Below are 15,203 nucleotides of genomic sequence, written 5' to 3'. Positions count from 1 at the left end.
AAACCAGCTCTTTTATTCATTTTCGGAGATAGGGGAAAAAGGGAATGACATCCCCTCATCTGCCAACTCAAACCTTAAATGTATTGCCATCACTCAAAGTAAAGCTGACTATCACCCTATCTACCTTGATAGTGTTTAATTATAGATTTTGAATGCGTCGTCATCATTGCGTCCGACAAATGGCATTGCTTTGCGGAGTTCTGCACCTACTTTTTCGATTTCAAGATTCTCTGCTTCTTTACGATAAGCTTCCATACGTGGACGGCCTGCTTTATAGTCATTTACAAAGTCATTTGCAAATTTACCAGATTGAATATCTGCAAGGACTGCCTTCATGTTTTCTTTGACTTGGTCTGTAATTACACGTGGGCCTGATACATAGTCACCAAATTCAGCAGTGTTTGAGATAGATTGGCGCATTTTCTTAAAGCCACCTTCGTAGACAAGGTCAACGATAAGTTTCATCTCGTGGAGAACTTCGAAATAAGCCAATTCTGGTGCATAACCTGCTTCTGTCAAGACTTCAAAACCTGCCTGCATAAGGGCTGTCAAACCACCGCAGAGAACAGCTTGCTCACCAAACAAGTCTTCTTCCGTTTCTTCCTTGAAAGTTGTTTCTAGAAGACCAACACGGGCTGAACCAACACCTTTTGCCCAGTCCATCGCAATATGTTTTGCATTGCCAGTTGCATCTTGGTAAACAGCATAGAGGGCTGGTACTCCAAAACCTTCTTCAAAGGTACGGCGGACCAAGTGACCTGGACCTTTTGGTGCACACATGAAGACATCCACATCTGCTGGTACCTTGATAAATTCAAAGTGAACGTTGAAACCATGGGCAAAACCAAGGGCATTGCCCGCTTCCAAGTTTGGAGCGATTTCTTCATTGTAAAGGTCTGCTTGGATTTCGTCTGGAGCCAAGATCATGATGACATCTGCTTGTTTTGCCGCTTCTGCTACTTCAAAAGTTTCAAAACCGTCTTCTTTTGCCTTATCAAATGACTTACCTGCACGCACACCGATGATGACATCGTGTCCTGTATCACGCAAGTTTTGGGCATGGGCATGACCTTGTGAACCATAACCGATAACGGCGATACGTTTACCGTCAAGTGCTGCTACTGTTACATCTTTTTCATATTGCATTGTTACTGTCATAAGATTCTCTTTTCTATTTTTTTATTTATAAGGTTGGATGCTCAAAGAAAATGAAGGCTAGACTAGGCGAAGTAGGCGAAGATAGAACTAACGTTCATCAAGCCAAGTCAACGCAGTATAGGATTGATTATCGAAGAGGATTAGTCTCTACTAAAGCCAGTCGCACCCGTTCTTGCGATATTCTTAATGCCGTAAGGCTGAATCACGCGCAGGAGGGCGTCAATCTTATCTCCATCACCTGTCATTTGGATGGTAATAGAGTGAGGTGCCACATCGACAACATTTGCTCTAAAGGGTTGGATAATCGCTAAAATTTCTGCTCGTTTTGTTGGCGGAGCTGAAATTTTGACAAGAATCACCTCACGCTCTAAGTGGGGTATGTCCGTTAAGTCACGTACTCGAACCACATCAATCAAGCGGTTCAGCTGTTTGATGATTTGTTCGACCTCATCGTGACTGGCCACGTCTACAATCACCGTCACACGTGAGATGCCATCTACTTCTGTTGGGCCGACGGAGATGGACTCAATATTGATTTGGCGACGAGATAGAATACCCGTAAAGCGGTTGAGGACGCCTGATGAATTTCGTAATTTAGCTGTTAACATTCTACGCATTGAACTTCACCCCCAACATCTCTGCATTACTCTTACCTGCTGGCACCATCGGTTGAACATGTTCACGATTAGAAATATGAACCTCTATGAGCATTGGTTTATCTTCTAAGATAACTTTCATGTCTTCACTTAGAGTCGCTGGATTGTCAAAACTATAATGACTAATGCCATAAGCTTCTGCCAACAATTGGAAATTCGGTTCATCGTCAAATACAGATTGGCTACGACGCTTTTCATAGAAGGATTCCTGCCATTGACGAACCATTCCAAGAGAGTGGTTATTGATCAATACAACCTTAATCGGTACACCATAGCCATTCAAAATAGCCAATTCTTGGTTGGTCATTTGGAAGCCGCCATCACCAACAAAGATGATTACTTCTTTATCTGGATTGGCTAATTTGGCGCCGATAGCTGCAGGAATACCAAAGCCCATGGTCCCCATGCCACCAGATGTTACAAGTTGACGTGCATGTTTGTAGGGGTAGAATTGGGCAGCCCACATTTGATGCTGACCAACATCTGTCACGACAATGGCATCCCCTTGCGTCAACTGACCAATTAATTCAATTGCCGCCTGTGGCTTAATAACCTTTTCATCTTCATCATACCAAAATGGCGCCCGACGTTTGTTTTCCAATACTTGTGCCGTCCAATCAGCATAGCCTGTTTCAACTGTTTCTAAAGCAAGTAGAGCTTTCAAAGTTGCCTTAGCATCGCCTACTACTGGAATAGCCGTTTTGACAACTTTACCAATTTCTGCGGGATCAATATCAATATGTGCTACCGTCGCATTTGGCGCATAGGTTGTTGGATTTCCTGTTAGGCGGTCATCGAATCGCGCTCCAATATTAATAATGTAATCAGCCTGATCCATAGCCATATTGGCAGCGTATGAACCGTGCATCCCCCCCATAGCCAAGGATAATTCATGCTCAATGGGCATTGCACCTAATCCAAGGAGGGTTGAAACTACTGGAATACGGTAGCGCTCTGCAAAGGCAACTAATTCTTTATTGGCATCTGCATAATTGACACCACCACCAGCCAATATTACTGGTTTTTGAGCTTGACTAAGCTGTTTCAAGATTTTCTTAACCTGCAAACCATTTGGTTCAATCGTTGGCTGATAACTTGGCAGGTGTAGAGTTGGGTCATGATAAAAATCAACAACTCTTTCTTGGATGTCTTTTGGAACATCAATAACAACGGGACCCGGTCTACCTGTTGTTGCAATATAGAGAGCTTCTGTGATGACTCTAGGAATATCTGCCGTATCCCGAATTTGGTAATTGTACTTGGTAATCGGCATTGTCATCCCCAAGACATCTGCTTCCTGAAAAGCATCTTTACCGATACCACGTGTTGCGACTTGACCAGTAAAAACTAAAAGAGGAACACTATCACCCATTGCGTCCGCAATTCCAGTAATGGCATTGGTAGCTCCTGGCCCAGAGGTTACAATGGCTACGCCCACCTTTCCTGATGATTTAGCGTATCCTTCGGCCTCGTGGACCGCTCCTTGTTCATGACGAGCCAAAATATGCTGGATTCCCTCATATTGATAGATAGCATCATATAGAGGCAAAACTGCCCCACCAGGATAACCAAAAACAAGGTCTACTCCCAGCTGATGCAGGGTGTCCAAAATGAGATAGGACCCCGAACGCGGTTGGTCTAGTTGAATTTCTTGCACGAATATTCCTCCTCTCTGCAAATTTGTTATCTACTATAATATCACAAGGAAGTAGAATGTCAAGGAATTTTCTGAAAATTCCTACATTTGTTCGTTTTCTTAACTATTTCCTAACATTTTCTTAAGCAAAACTTAAGCAAATCCCTTGACCGGCTTGGTTTCAGCTTGCTTTCAGAAAACATCAGTATAGTAGTTCCACTAAGAAAATTAAATGAGGTTTAGGATATGTATTATGTAGTGATACCGGCTTACCAGCCAGATGAAAAATTAATCCAACTATTAGAAATAATGAAAAACAGGCTAAATTGTCAGGTCATCGTTGTGGATGATGGTAGTACTGGCGCATCCAAAAATATTCTTGAAATCGCCAAAACCTATGCAATTGTTCTACACCATGATGTCAACAAAGGAAAAGGCCAAGCCTTGCGAACAGCCTTTAGTTTCATCCAAGATTTGAGAAAACCAAGTGTTATCGTAACTGCTGACGCAGATGGTCAACACGCTGTGAATGATATTGACCGCATCGCACGTGCAACTATGAATCTGCCAAGTCGCCTGATTCTTGGTGTTCGTCAATTTACCAAAGACATTCCCTTTCGGAGTCGTTTTGGTAACAAACTAACCAGAGTATTGTTTAGACTGCAAACTGGTGTCAATGTGTCCGATACACAAACAGGCTTGCGTGGATTCCATACTGACTTAATTCCATTCATGTTAGATATTGAAGGCGACCGCTATGAGTACGAGATGAACATGTTAACTCAGGCAAGTCAACGCTATAAAATTACGGAAGTCCCAATCCAAACCATTTATATCGATGATAATGCCAGTTCGCATTTTCGTCCCATAAAAGATGGACTGCTCATTTACAAAAATCTCTTCAAATTTGCCCTAGCATCTTTTGGTGGATTTCTAGTTGACTACGGAGTATATGCACTTGCCTTATTGCTACTCACTAGCTTACCAACTGCTGCACGCTTATTGGTCGCAAACACGATTGCTCGCATTTGTAGCGCTACCTGTAATTTTGCACTTAATAAGAAATTAGTCTTTAACAACGAAGAGAGCATCGCACGAACAGGCGCAGGCTACTTTACACTAACCTTTGTCCTCTTCCTTTGCGATACAGCCCTCCTCTATCTCTTCCACCAAATTCTAGGACTCAACCTCTACATTGTCAAACTTGCAGTTGGTATCTTCCTTTTCCTAGCTTCTTGGTTTGTTCAAAAGAATATTATTTTTAAAGAAAGGAAATCATTTTCCCATGAAATTGCTTAAAAAACCCTTTGTCTACGCATCCATCTTCGGAATGCTTTTGACAGGAGGCTTTACTTACTCCATGTTAAAAACCTTCGTCATTTCTGAAGCGATAACAACCGTCTCAGCAAGCAATGCTACTTCTACGAGCGGGCAGAATACGACCGTAGCTTCGTCTTCCACCACTGCCACAACAGCAACCAATGTATCTACCACTGATACTAGTTACTCTGATGATAATATTCAGATAAATTTAGAGACGATTACCACCAATAACACAACTGTTTACGTCGCAGATATTCAAGTCAGCTCACCCGAGTATTTAAAAACAGCACTTGCACAAAACACTTACGGTACAAACGTAACAGCTAAAACCTCAGAAACAGCGGCAGCAAACAATGCCATTCTAGCGGTTAACGGTGACTACTACGGAGCCAACTCAACTGGTTATGTTATTAAGAATGGGGTTCTATATCGAGACACCGTTCGGGACAATGCATCTTATGGCGACTTGGCCATCTACGCAGACGGCTCATTTGAGGTCATTTATGAAAATGAGATTACCGCCCAAGAATTGATTGACAAGGGCGTTGTCAACCTCTTAGCATTTGGTCCATCATTGGTCGAAAACGGCGAAATTGTCGTTGATACTTCAACAGAAGTCGGACGTGCAATGTCATCCAACCCTCGTTCTGCTATCGGGATTATCGATGAAAATCATTATATCATCGTCGTAGCAGATGGACGTACGTCTGAAAGCGAAGGACTCTCTCTCTATCAATTGGCTGAAGTTATGAAACAATATGGTGCTCAAACTGCCTACAACCTTGATGGCGGTGGTTCATCTACTCTTTACTTCAACGGTCAAGTTGTTAACAACCCAACAACAAATGGAAATACTATCTCAGAAAGGGCGGTGAGTGACATTGTCTACATCGGTTACTAATTCAACTACAAGAGTTTCAAGAACATTTATCTCCTACTTAGCAATAACAGCTTTCCTGTTTATTTTCAGTCGAATCTATGAAAGGCTCAGCTATGGCGAAGTCTCTGTCTTTATGCATTATATGTTCTGTGTACCATTAATAGGCGGAGCTGTGCTACTCGGTCTGCTGCAACTTATACCTACTCTTTCACGTCTCGCCTATAATTTGTGGAATTCTGGCGTTGCAACTATTACAGCTGGTTGTCTTCTCCGAGGCATTATCAACCTATCTGGACGTTCAACTACCTTAGATCAACCTTATTGGTACATCGGCGCAGCCTTCCTAGTTCTATCGTTAGTCGGTCTTTTCATCAATCCATCCGCAAACAATCGTCGAAAAACGACCACTTAATCTACAAATAAATGATAAGGGCACTTAAAATTCTTAGGTGCCTTTTACTGTAGAATAAATTGTTGAAAAATTCGGAAATTTCCAATTATTTATCAAATCTTTTATCGTTTCTTTCATATCTATGATATAATGGGTAAAATAAGATATGGAGAAGAAAATTATGACCGATACAAACAAACTTAAAGACTTTCGACATCGCAGTTCTGTCTATGATTCGATGGTCAAGTCACCCAACCGTGCCATGCTTCGCGCAACAGGAATGACCGATGATAGCTTTGAAAAGCCTATTGTTGGGGTTATTTCGACATGGGCTGAAAATACCCCCTGTAACATGCACCTTCATGACTTTGGAAAATTAGCCAAAGAAGGGGTAAAAGATGCAGGCGCTTGGCCTGTTCAATACGGTACCATCACCGTTGCAGACGGAATCGCTATGGGAACTCCTGGTATGCGCTTCTCCTTGACTTCCCGTGACATCATAGCCGACTCTATTGAGGCAGCTATGGGAGGGCACAACGTGGATGCCTTTGTCGCAATTGGCGGCTGTGATAAAAACATGCCTGGTTCTATGATTGCTATCGCCAATATGGACATTCCTGCTGTATTTGCCTACGGTGGAACCATCGCTCCAGGAAACCTCAATGGTAAAGATATTGACTTGGTTTCTGTCTTCGAAGGAATCGGAAAATGGAACAATGGTGACTTAACTGCTGAAGAAGTTCGTCAGATTGAGTGTAATGCCTGTCCTGGACCTGGTGGTTGTGGTGGTATGTACACTGCCAATACCATGGCTACTGCCATTGAGGTAATGGGCATGTCTATTCCTGGCTCTTCTTCTCACCCTGCTGAATCTCCTGAGAAGAAGGCTGATATTGAAGAAGCTGGTCGTGCTGTTGTACGCATGCTAGAACTTGGCATCAAACCATCTGACATTATGACGCGTGAAGCCTTTGAAGATGCTATCACTGTAACCATGGCACTCGGTGGCTCAACCAACGCTACGCTCCACCTTCTAGCCATTGCCCATGCTGCTAATGTTGAATTAACACTGGAAGATTTCAACGATTTCCAAGAACGAGTACCTCACCTAGCTGACCTCAAACCATCTGGTAAATACGTTTTCCAAGACCTCTATAATGTCGGCGGTGTCCCTGCTGTTATGAAATACTTGCTCAAAAACGGCTTCCTTCATGGCGACCGCATCACATGTACAGGTAAAACCGTTGCTGAAAACCTAGAGAATTTTGCAGACTTGACTCCAGGTCAAGATGTCATCATGCCACTCGAAAATCCAAAACGTGCAGATGGCCCACTCATCATCCTCAAAGGTAACCTTGCTCCTGAAGGTGCCGTTGCCAAGGTTTCTGGTGTGAAAGTCCGCAACCATACAGGTCCAGCCAAGGTCTTTGATTCTGAAGAAGAAGCAATCGAAGCCGTCTTGACCGATGAAATCGTAGATGGCGATGTAGTCGTTGTCCGCTATGTTGGACCCAAAGGCGGTCCTGGTATGCCTGAAATGCTATCCCTTTCTTCCATGATTGTCGGAAAAGGCCAAGGTGACAAGGTAGCCCTTCTAACAGACGGTCGTTTCTCTGGTGGTACCTATGGACTGGTCGTTGGACACATCGCACCTGAAGCTCAGGATGGTGGACCAATTGCCTACCTCCGTACAGGTGATTTGGTGACGGTTGACCAGGATACCAAAGAAATCACCATGCACGTTTCTGACCAAGAAATCGAAGAACGCAAGAAAACCACTGTCATTCCACCACTCTACTCTCGTGGTGTTCTCGGTAAATACGCCCACACCGTATCCTCTGCCTCTAAAGGAGCCGTTACCGACTTCTGGAGACCAGAACGTACGGGGAAAAAATAAGGAACTCAACGACCCTGTCCTCGCGGCAGGGTTTTCCAAAAGGAGAAAAATGAAACTAAACGTCGAACTCTCCCGCTTTCGAGTCAAAGAAGGGAAAACTGCCAAAGTGGATGAATGGATGGCCTTTCTCAACGAGCACATGGAAGACACCCTTCTGACTCTTGAAGGAGAGAAAATGTATATCGAAACCATCTTCCGTGAAGTACTGGACGACCGCGAATACCTCTACTGGTACTCTGTCCAAGCCGAAGGAGGGATTGAAGTCGAAGATTCAGAATCCTATATCGACAAAAAACATTTAGAATACTGGGAAGAATGCATCGACCCGAGCTATGGCATGGTCGATTTGGATCCGCAAGTTATCATGATTCCAAAGCCTGTTTATGAAACCATAGAAGAACTAAATAGACAATACGATGAAACATTTAAAAAGTGAGGCTGGACAGAAAGTCCAGCCTCACTTTTCAGAGTTCGTGTCAACATCTCAGCGCAGTGGTTGATTGGCTTTAACAGTCCATTGGACTGTTAAAGGTTGGAGATAAGATTTGCAAAGCAAATCTCAGCAATTCATGTTTTACACTCCAAAACTGACCATTACGACTGTTGCGAACAGAATTCGCTTTATCTCCAGCATCAAACTGTCAGGGAGACAGTTTTGTAGCGAACTCTGTTCGCCCTATCTCCAGCCTCCAAAGATTCCCCGAACCTTTGGAGCTATGCGGAGGTGGGAGTGAAATAGTCCAGTGGACTATTTTAGCCCGAACCAACATATTTGGAAGCGAGGGGAACTCTTTTGATCGTCGAGTTCTTTCCAGCTCCCATTTTCTTTTTATTTCGGACTGATACCAAGCGTAATACGTCCGAGACGGCTGATACGGGTCATCTTCCAAGCAGGAGACCAGACAATCTCTACCTGTGCATCGTTTATACCATCAATCGTTTTCAAGGCTGTAACCAATTCACCAGGCATAGTATCCGCACAAGAACAACCTGAATCTGTAAAGGTCATGACAACCTTACAAAAACCAGCTTCATCTAAATGAATCTCATAAATCAAACCCAAATTGTAGATGTCTAGTTCAATTTCAGGATCGTAAATGGATTCTAAAACCTCTATCAACTGTTCTGATACAGTTAAGGCTCGTTCATTAATCTGAATATCTTCTCTCATTAGCTTTCTCATCTTTCTAATTTGTATCATTTTCTCATATTTTTTATCAATTTTCAAGAAAAATTTGCAAATTCTGAATATTCAAAAAAGAGGTTTGATTGAAACCTCTTTTTAATGATTAGCCTTCTCTAGAATCGACGTAATAGAGAATAGAGAATGGCTAGTGTAACTAAGAAAATGATGGTTTTATAGAAAAGACCTCGTCTTTTCTTATCCGGTTTTGGTTCAACGTAACGAGCTTCTTGAATTTGTTGAGTGATTTCATCTTCTAATAGTTGATTTTTTTTTGTCATCAAAAGCCTCCCCTAGCCTAAGATAGCTACATAGTTTTCTACAAATTCATTACTTGTATGAGTGCGCTGTTCAACGACCTTGTCAGTCAGTCGCCCAGCATTCGCATTCAGTAGTTCTACTAATTTGTGTGGTTCTGCCTGTGGTACAATATGATTTTTAATAATTAACGAAGCATTATGAACAGTATTTTCAAAAGCAAAAATCACCATGTTTTGCTCAAAGGCTTTCCGAACCACTTCCATTACTTGACTTCCATGATTGATATCCAAATAGATGTCACAGGTATCATATAATCGTTCAAGCGCCCTTTGTGAAATATTTGGGTAAAGTTGAACATTGTCCTTGGTATCAAAAGCCATCAAACGCTGTGACATTTCAGTCAAGGCAGCAATATGGAATTTGAAATTCGGCAGAGAAGTCGTCAAATAGTCCAGTTGCTCAATCTGATCCGAGTTTGTAAAAATGAAAATGTCTTGCCGGTTCTGATTCTCACGTCTTTGAGGGTAGATATAGCCAAGATACACTAACTTTTCAGCCTGTTCTGCAGGCAGAAGCGTCCGCATCTTGTCAAAAGTAGCCTTATCCTGAACCACGACGGTCTGGGTGCGTTGAGTCGCACTAGCCAGTAAAATTTTCATATTACCAGGAATGTCATCTCCTATCGTTTCCTGCCAGAAAAGAATATCCTGTCCTGGTTGTGGCATATTGTAAGATAGGAAAAAAGGAGTCGACAGGGAATTATACCAAATTTGCGAAGTATCCCAGCCCATCTCTTTAAAGTAGTGTTTTAAAAATGCTACACGATTTTCAAAAAAATGAGTCTTTCCTTGCCAATTTAGGATAACATCGCCAGTCATAAAGTTTTCTACAATGACTTCCAAGCCTTCGCGAGTAAAATAACTACGCGTTGTTGCCTTTTGTTCTGCAGTAAAATAGGTCCGAGCATAGAGCCAGCCATATTGATTGTAGTGGTCTGTAAAACGAACTTTTTCATTCTTATCCATCCAATCAACATTCTTCACATGTCGTAAATGCTTGGGCTCTGCATAGAAAATTTTCGCACGTTTTTCGCTATATTCCCAGATTTCTCCCTCACCATTAGTACCTGTAATTTCCCAGAATGGTGGCACCTTTATCTGATTAAAATAAAGAGGTTTTCCGTGACCGGCTTCCATCTGGCAATAGTATGAATAAACGGATGTCACACCTTCTGGCAAAAAACCATCATCGTTGATGGCAACAGTAGAGCCTGTAAGCCCTGCTTGCTTCAAGGAGTAGTACAAATCTTGACTAGCTGTATGAAAATAATCAAATAATAAAATCATCGCTTACACCTCCTCGATAAATGTTTGCCAAGCTTCTTCTAGACGACTGGTTAGAAATTCTTCTGCCCGCTTGTAAGAAGCCTGATGCCAGGCATCCAATTGGTTAGATTGATACAGTTGAATCAAGCGCTTCGCAAATTCTTGTGCATAGATAATGGCATCATCTGGGTCCTGTCTCGGAATAAGAGAACCGTTTTTTTCATTTTCAACAAAGGTTTGGTTCCCGTACGGAACATCCAGACCAATAATCGGCAAACCTGAGCCGATAGCTTCCATCAGAGTCAAACCGAAGCCTTCACTAGTTGAGGCTGTCAGATATACTTGATACTGCTGATAAATATCAGTCAAATCATGGTGTCCTTTGAGATGAATATAACTTTGTGCTTGATGTTGCTCAATCATGCTTGCCAACTTCGATTGCTGACCACCAGCACCATAAATATCAAATGTTAGGTCAGGTAGTTGCTTCTGCGCTAAGACGACACCCTCAACTAACCAATCAATATGTTTTTCTGCAGCTAAACGTGAACAGGTAAGAAGCGAGAATGGACGTCTTCCTTCGGCTGAATGACGTAATTTATCTAAACTACCGACTGGCAAGACAAAAATAGCTGGATCTAAATTTGTATATTTTTTAAATTGAGCAGACAGCGTATCTTTCTGAGCCTGGGTGGATGTGATGAAGGCGTCAATTTTATCAGCATTGGTAAACTGATATTCATAATAATTATTCCAGAGAATGGTATCCTCTGTCATTGAATTAATGTTGTAGTGTTCTGCATGAATCACAACAGCAACCTTTGCAGCTCCCTTATGACGAAGAATAGCTTGACCTGTTCCCGTCGCTCGATCCACAAGAATAATATCTTGACTGGTCAACTGCAAACAATCCAACATATAGCCAATCAATTCTTCTTTTGAAAATAAAATCGTATCCTTGAAACGGAATAGAGACTTTTCACCATCACAGTTTTCTTCATAGGCTACACTGCCATCTTCATTGAAGAATGTCCGTTGATACAACTTAGGCTGATTGTCTACTGGTGCATAGTATTCAGAGAACATTTTTGTATAACTAAAATAGTCTTTACGAATAAGTTTCCCTTTGGATAGGTATTCGACACGTTGCACATAGTCTGGGTGATCTTTTCTCAAAAAACCAACGGCTACAATGCCCTTTTCCTTATCTTCATAGCGGATAGAGTCATTGTTTTGTGAGATTTTAACCATGCCAGATGATAAACTCGATTCAAACTGACCAATGGTATAGGTTGTCGATCTGGTTTTCACATCAGTAAAAAATCCATACAGCCATACTACTTCCTCATCTTGAAAACCAATATTAGCTGTATAATGTGCAAGGTTTTCACCTTGGAACATATCCGTAAAAATAAATTTACTGTCTTGCTGAATATTTCTTAGTATGCTCGCGCGATAGGCTTGAGCATACTCAACGCCACTACTGGCCCAACCGATACCTCGGTTGATATTGTAAATTGTCATTCACTTTCCTCACTTCACCTTATACAAAGTAAATAGAGAATCTTCCCTCTTTATCTACTTCGATAGTACTTAACATGATATTACGTACAATTTTCTGCTGAATTTGTCGAGTCATTTCCTTGTAGGAGCGCAAAGATTCTTTGTAGTACTCGGAGACACTTCCTTTTTGTGCTGTTGAACGCGTCGTTATCACACCTTTCAACTGTTGCAGCGTATCTACCTCTTCAATCCAAGCTTCATCAATAGCCTTTAAAACTGCCAATCGATAAAATTCAGACATCCCCTCATGTGTTTGAACAATACGAGCTTTCTTCTTCATTTCCTTTTTAAAGATTAGAAAAAGTAGGTCCTCAATTTGGGTATCACTAGCAAGAAGCAAATCTTCAGGTATTTTTTTAAATTCGTAGGTAAAGTTGTCCAAAATATAGCGTCTCAATTGATGAGGGCTACGTTTGGGATGGGTCTGTAAGAAATCTCCAATGACTTCAAATACAATTTTCTCTACCTTAGCCGACAGATCCACGTCTTCTAACATGAGTTTATCCCTAAGAGTATATACCTTATTCCGCTGGATGCGCATGCTCTCATCATATTCGATCGTAAAACGACGGGAACTAATCGCCCCATCCTCACTTTTTGTTTGAGCATGCGTAAGTGCACGTTTGAAGCGTTTCGATTTTAAGGGCTGTCCATAATTCCTTCGTTCGGTGTTGTTATTTTTCTTAAAGTACTTTTTAACCCACTCAGGTCCATTATTGACTAGCAACTCATCTTCCAATGAGACAAAAAATTGTGACATCCCCGGTTCACCCTGACGTCCTGAACGACCTCGCAACTGCCAGTCCATACGACTGTTGGGCATCCGCTCTGTTCCGATAACTGCTAACCCGCCAAGTTCAGCCACTCCTTGACCAAGTTTGATGTCCGTTCCACGACCAGCCATAATAGTTGCACAAGTTACAGTTCCATATTGTCCCGCTTCTTGAATAATAAGCGCCTCTTTGGCAACATTATTAGCTGTAAGGGTACTATGCGGAATTCCTTCTTGCAACAACATCTTAGAATAAATTTGCGTGATTTCTACAGTTCCTGAAATTAATAATACAGGCTGCCCCTTCGCATGAAGTTTTTTTACCATCTCAATGGTGGCATATAACTTCTCTGGTAGGGTGGCATATATCTTATCCGGGTAGTCAATGCGCTGGGTCGGTTTATTTGTCGGAATAGAAACTACAGGAACATGATACGTTTCAATCAATTCATCTTCAGCCTGATGTCCAGTTCCAGTCATTCCTGCGATTTTCGGAAACATGTTAAATAGACTCTGATAGGTGACTGAGCCCATCGCTCGACTTTCCTTAGTCTTCTTAACCTTTTCTTTTGTCTCGATAGCTTGGTGAATACCGGATTGCAAACGCGTTCCTTCTAATACCCGACCTGTCCGATTATCCAACAGTTTGATTTCATCATCCTGCACGACATAATCAAAGTTTTTCCGATAAAGATAATGAGCGCGGAGAGCCAAGTTAATATGGCGATTCAACTCCCAACTTTCGGATGAGTAGAGTTCATCTATAGCAAAGTAGGATTCTGCATAGTCATTCCCTTTATCTGTCAGATAAACTTCTTTTTTATCTGGGTCAAAAAAGAATTCCTCCCCTTCTTTTAAGGTTAGAATGAACTGATTACAAATATCAAATAGGTTTGACTGCACTCGTGGAAAACCCGAAATAATCAACGGTGTCTGAGCACTGTCTAGTAAGACGGCATCCGCCTCATCAACGATTACATAGTTAAAGTCTCGTAGGAATTTGCCTTCTGCAGATGACGCAAGATTATTAGAGAGATAATCGAAACCAAGTGTTGCACTAGTTGTATAGGTAATATCTGCCATATAGACACTTTCCCTATCTTCTTCTGAATCTTGATTTGTATCAGTATCTTCTTCCTTCGCACCAATCCCAACGGTCAAGCCTAGGAACTGATAGACTTTTCCCATTTCCTCCCCATCACGAACAGCGAGGTAGGCATTGGTGGTTACTAGTATCGCTCCCTTACCCATTAGTGCATTTAGGTAAAGGGGCATTGTTGCAGTTAGGGTCTTTCCTTCTCCGGTACGCATTTCTGCAATACAACCTTGGTGGAGGGCGATGCCTCCCATGACTTGAACTTCGTAGGGAAACTGCCCTAGTATGCGGTAGCAGGCTTCCCTCACAGTTGCAAAAGCCTCTACCAACAAATCATCCAAAGTCTCCCCTTGTGCAAGGCGTTCTTTGAATTTTATTGTCTGACCAGAAAGCTCTTCATCGGTCATTTGGCGATACTCAGATTCTAGTTTAATAATTTTTTTAGTGATACGCCTAATTTTAAACAACCTAATTCTATTTAAAAAAGATAACCTATGGTTCACATTTATTTTCTCCGTAGCGCCTTGACTCCTGTATTAAACACTTCACAAATTCCACATCCTCTGGGTATCTCTCCCGAGCATAATACCCTCTAGCCACTTTCGGCAATCGAAATGATTTTCTTCCTTCCTTACAATAAAGAGCAAGGTGAGAGAATGCAACACTCTGACAGCCAGCACTCTTCAAAGAAATGGTATAGGTATAGGCATCCTGCGGAAACATAAATACCTCCTCATCTTTTTTTAAAATCATTAGTCCAATCGCCTCCCCTTGACGGTTGAAAAAATCTAACTGAAGGTACGCCCGTCCCTCCGGCTCTACCTGAAATTTTTGAACGATAGAGTACGTTGCCCCCGGCTTCAACAAGGGCAAATCAGGTGCCTTACGACTCTGTTGATAATTAGTAGAAGATAACCATTTTTTAATAGTCTTTCCCGATGCAAATCTTTGATTTTCAAAATGTACAAGTTTACCTACACGGTGAATAACAGAACCATACAGATAGTCCAAACCACTCGCTGTATCCCCCCAATATATATTTTGAACCAAATACCCTTCCAT

14 protein-coding genes are annotated in these 15,203 nt (G+C 41.9%); 5 read left to right on the top strand and 9 right to left on the bottom strand.

What is annotated here, in order from left to right; all coding sequences use genetic code 11:
• Window positions 1-135: 135 nt before the first annotated feature.
• From ilvC to K5Q22_RS00835, 3 genes are all read right to left on the bottom strand, one after another.
• Entirely contained in the window at window positions 136-1,158 is a 1,023-nt protein-coding gene (ilvC, locus tag K5Q22_RS00845) for a ketol-acid reductoisomerase (RefSeq protein ID WP_009910803.1), read from the bottom strand.
• A gap of 140 nt (window positions 1,159-1,298) precedes the next feature.
• The gene (ilvN, locus tag K5Q22_RS00840) at window positions 1,299-1,775 is read right to left on the bottom strand and encodes an acetolactate synthase small subunit (RefSeq protein WP_024412902.1); all 477 of its coding nucleotides are present in this window, start codon (window positions 1,773-1,775) and stop codon (window positions 1,299-1,301) included.
• A complete protein-coding gene (locus K5Q22_RS00835) occupies window positions 1,768-3,471 on the bottom strand; it encodes an acetolactate synthase large subunit (protein ID WP_205013385.1) in 1,704 nt (567 codons plus the stop codon). Before K5Q22_RS00835 ends, ilvN begins: the two co-directional genes overlap by 8 nt.
• A gap of 225 nt (window positions 3,472-3,696) precedes the next feature.
• On the opposite strand from K5Q22_RS00835, the gene K5Q22_RS00830 reads away from it, so the two are divergent.
• The 5 genes from K5Q22_RS00830 (at window position 3,697) to K5Q22_RS00810 (ending at window position 8,377) form a co-directional block, all read left to right on the top strand.
• A complete protein-coding gene (locus tag K5Q22_RS00830) occupies window positions 3,697-4,749 on the top strand; it encodes a bifunctional glycosyltransferase family 2/GtrA family protein (RefSeq protein WP_024412901.1) in 1,053 nt (350 codons plus the stop codon).
• Window positions 4,736-5,674, top strand: a complete 939-nt coding sequence (locus tag K5Q22_RS00825; protein WP_205013386.1) for a phosphodiester glycosidase family protein — start codon at window positions 4,736-4,738, stop codon at window positions 5,672-5,674. Before K5Q22_RS00830 ends, K5Q22_RS00825 begins: the two co-directional genes overlap by 14 nt.
• Window positions 5,649-6,065: a hypothetical protein gene (locus K5Q22_RS00820; protein WP_205013387.1), complete on the top strand. Its 417-nt coding sequence runs from the start codon at window positions 5,649-5,651 to the stop codon at window positions 6,063-6,065. Before K5Q22_RS00825 ends, K5Q22_RS00820 begins: the two co-directional genes overlap by 26 nt.
• Before the next feature lie 160 nt (window positions 6,066-6,225).
• Window positions 6,226-7,941 carry a dihydroxy-acid dehydratase gene (gene ilvD / locus K5Q22_RS00815; RefSeq protein ID WP_024401284.1) on the top strand — a complete coding sequence of 572 codons (1,716 nt, stop codon included), beginning with the start codon at window positions 6,226-6,228 and terminating at the stop codon, window positions 7,939-7,941.
• Window positions 7,942-7,990: 49 nt separating this feature from the next.
• Window positions 7,991-8,377, top strand: coding sequence for a DUF6176 family protein (locus K5Q22_RS00810; RefSeq protein ID WP_205013388.1), 387 nt, complete (start codon window positions 7,991-7,993; stop codon window positions 8,375-8,377).
• A 393-nt stretch (window positions 8,378-8,770) separates the two neighbouring features.
• Here the strand turns inward: K5Q22_RS00810 and K5Q22_RS00805 are convergent, their stop codons facing one another.
• The 6 genes from K5Q22_RS00805 to asp3 all read right to left on the bottom strand — a co-directional run bounded on the left by K5Q22_RS00805 (window position 8,771) and on the right by asp3 (window position 15,203).
• Window positions 8,771-9,112 (bottom strand): metal-sulfur cluster assembly factor, encoded by a 342-nt coding sequence (locus K5Q22_RS00805; RefSeq protein WP_205013389.1) that lies wholly within the window; start codon window positions 9,110-9,112, stop codon window positions 8,771-8,773.
• A gap of 128 nt (window positions 9,113-9,240) precedes the next feature.
• Entirely contained in the window at window positions 9,241-9,405 is a 165-nt protein-coding gene (locus K5Q22_RS00800) for a hypothetical protein (protein ID WP_153308473.1), read from the bottom strand.
• Between the two features lie 12 nt (window positions 9,406-9,417).
• Complete coding sequence (gtfB, locus tag K5Q22_RS00795) at window positions 9,418-10,731, bottom strand: accessory Sec system glycosylation chaperone GtfB (RefSeq protein WP_205013390.1); 1,314 nt, start codon at window positions 10,729-10,731, stop codon at window positions 9,418-9,420.
• 3 nt (window positions 10,732-10,734) lie between these two features.
• Window positions 10,735-12,234, bottom strand: coding sequence for an accessory Sec system glycosyltransferase GtfA (gene gtfA, locus K5Q22_RS00790; RefSeq protein WP_029171037.1), 1,500 nt, complete (start codon window positions 12,232-12,234; stop codon window positions 10,735-10,737).
• Window positions 12,235-12,253: 19 nt separating this feature from the next.
• Complete coding sequence (secA2, locus tag K5Q22_RS00785) at window positions 12,254-14,644, bottom strand: accessory Sec system translocase SecA2 (RefSeq protein WP_205013391.1); 2,391 nt, start codon at window positions 14,642-14,644, stop codon at window positions 12,254-12,256.
• The gene (gene asp3 / locus K5Q22_RS00780) at window positions 14,634-15,203 is read right to left on the bottom strand and encodes an accessory Sec system protein Asp3 (protein WP_024406530.1); all 570 of its coding nucleotides are present in this window, start codon (window positions 15,201-15,203) and stop codon (window positions 14,634-14,636) included. The genes secA2 and asp3 overlap by 11 nt, the downstream gene beginning before the upstream one ends.

This window comes from Streptococcus sp. 2018162 (assembly GCF_019754175.1).
In the GTDB taxonomy this organism is placed as follows: Bacteria; Bacillota; Bacilli; order Lactobacillales; family Streptococcaceae; genus Streptococcus; species Streptococcus hashimotonensis.
The sequence above is the reverse complement of the archived record's forward strand: the minus strand, read 5'-3'. Positions and strand labels throughout refer to the sequence as shown.

What these genes read in the sequence shown, in the direction of transcription:
- K5Q22_RS00800 (WP_153308473.1), bottom strand. Translation starts at nt 9,405, where the DNA reads ATGACAAAAAAAAATCAACTATTAGAAGATGAAATCACTCAACAAATT.
- K5Q22_RS00810 (WP_205013388.1), top strand. Translation starts at nt 7,991, where the DNA reads ATGAAACTAAACGTCGAACTCTCCCGCTTTCGAGTCAAAGAAGGGAAA.
- K5Q22_RS00830 (WP_024412901.1), top strand. Translation starts at nt 3,697, where the DNA reads ATGTATTATGTAGTGATACCGGCTTACCAGCCAGATGAAAAATTAATC.
- asp3 (WP_024406530.1), bottom strand. Translation starts at nt 15,203, where the DNA reads ATGGAAGGGTATTTGGTTCAAAATATATATTGGGGGGATACAGCGAGT.
- gtfB (WP_205013390.1), bottom strand. Translation starts at nt 10,731, where the DNA reads ATGATTTTATTATTTGATTATTTTCATACAGCTAGTCAAGATTTGTAC.
- ilvN (WP_024412902.1), bottom strand. Translation starts at nt 1,775, where the DNA reads ATGCGTAGAATGTTAACAGCTAAATTACGAAATTCATCAGGCGTCCTC.
- K5Q22_RS00825 (WP_205013386.1), top strand. Translation starts at nt 4,736, where the DNA reads ATGAAATTGCTTAAAAAACCCTTTGTCTACGCATCCATCTTCGGAATG.
- gtfA (WP_029171037.1), bottom strand. Translation starts at nt 12,234, where the DNA reads ATGACAATTTACAATATCAACCGAGGTATCGGTTGGGCCAGTAGTGGC.
- K5Q22_RS00805 (WP_205013389.1), bottom strand. Translation starts at nt 9,112, where the DNA reads ATGAGAGAAGATATTCAGATTAATGAACGAGCCTTAACTGTATCAGAA.
- ilvD (WP_024401284.1), top strand. Translation starts at nt 6,226, where the DNA reads ATGACCGATACAAACAAACTTAAAGACTTTCGACATCGCAGTTCTGTC.
- ilvC (WP_009910803.1), bottom strand. Translation starts at nt 1,158, where the DNA reads ATGACAGTAACAATGCAATATGAAAAAGATGTAACAGTAGCAGCACTT.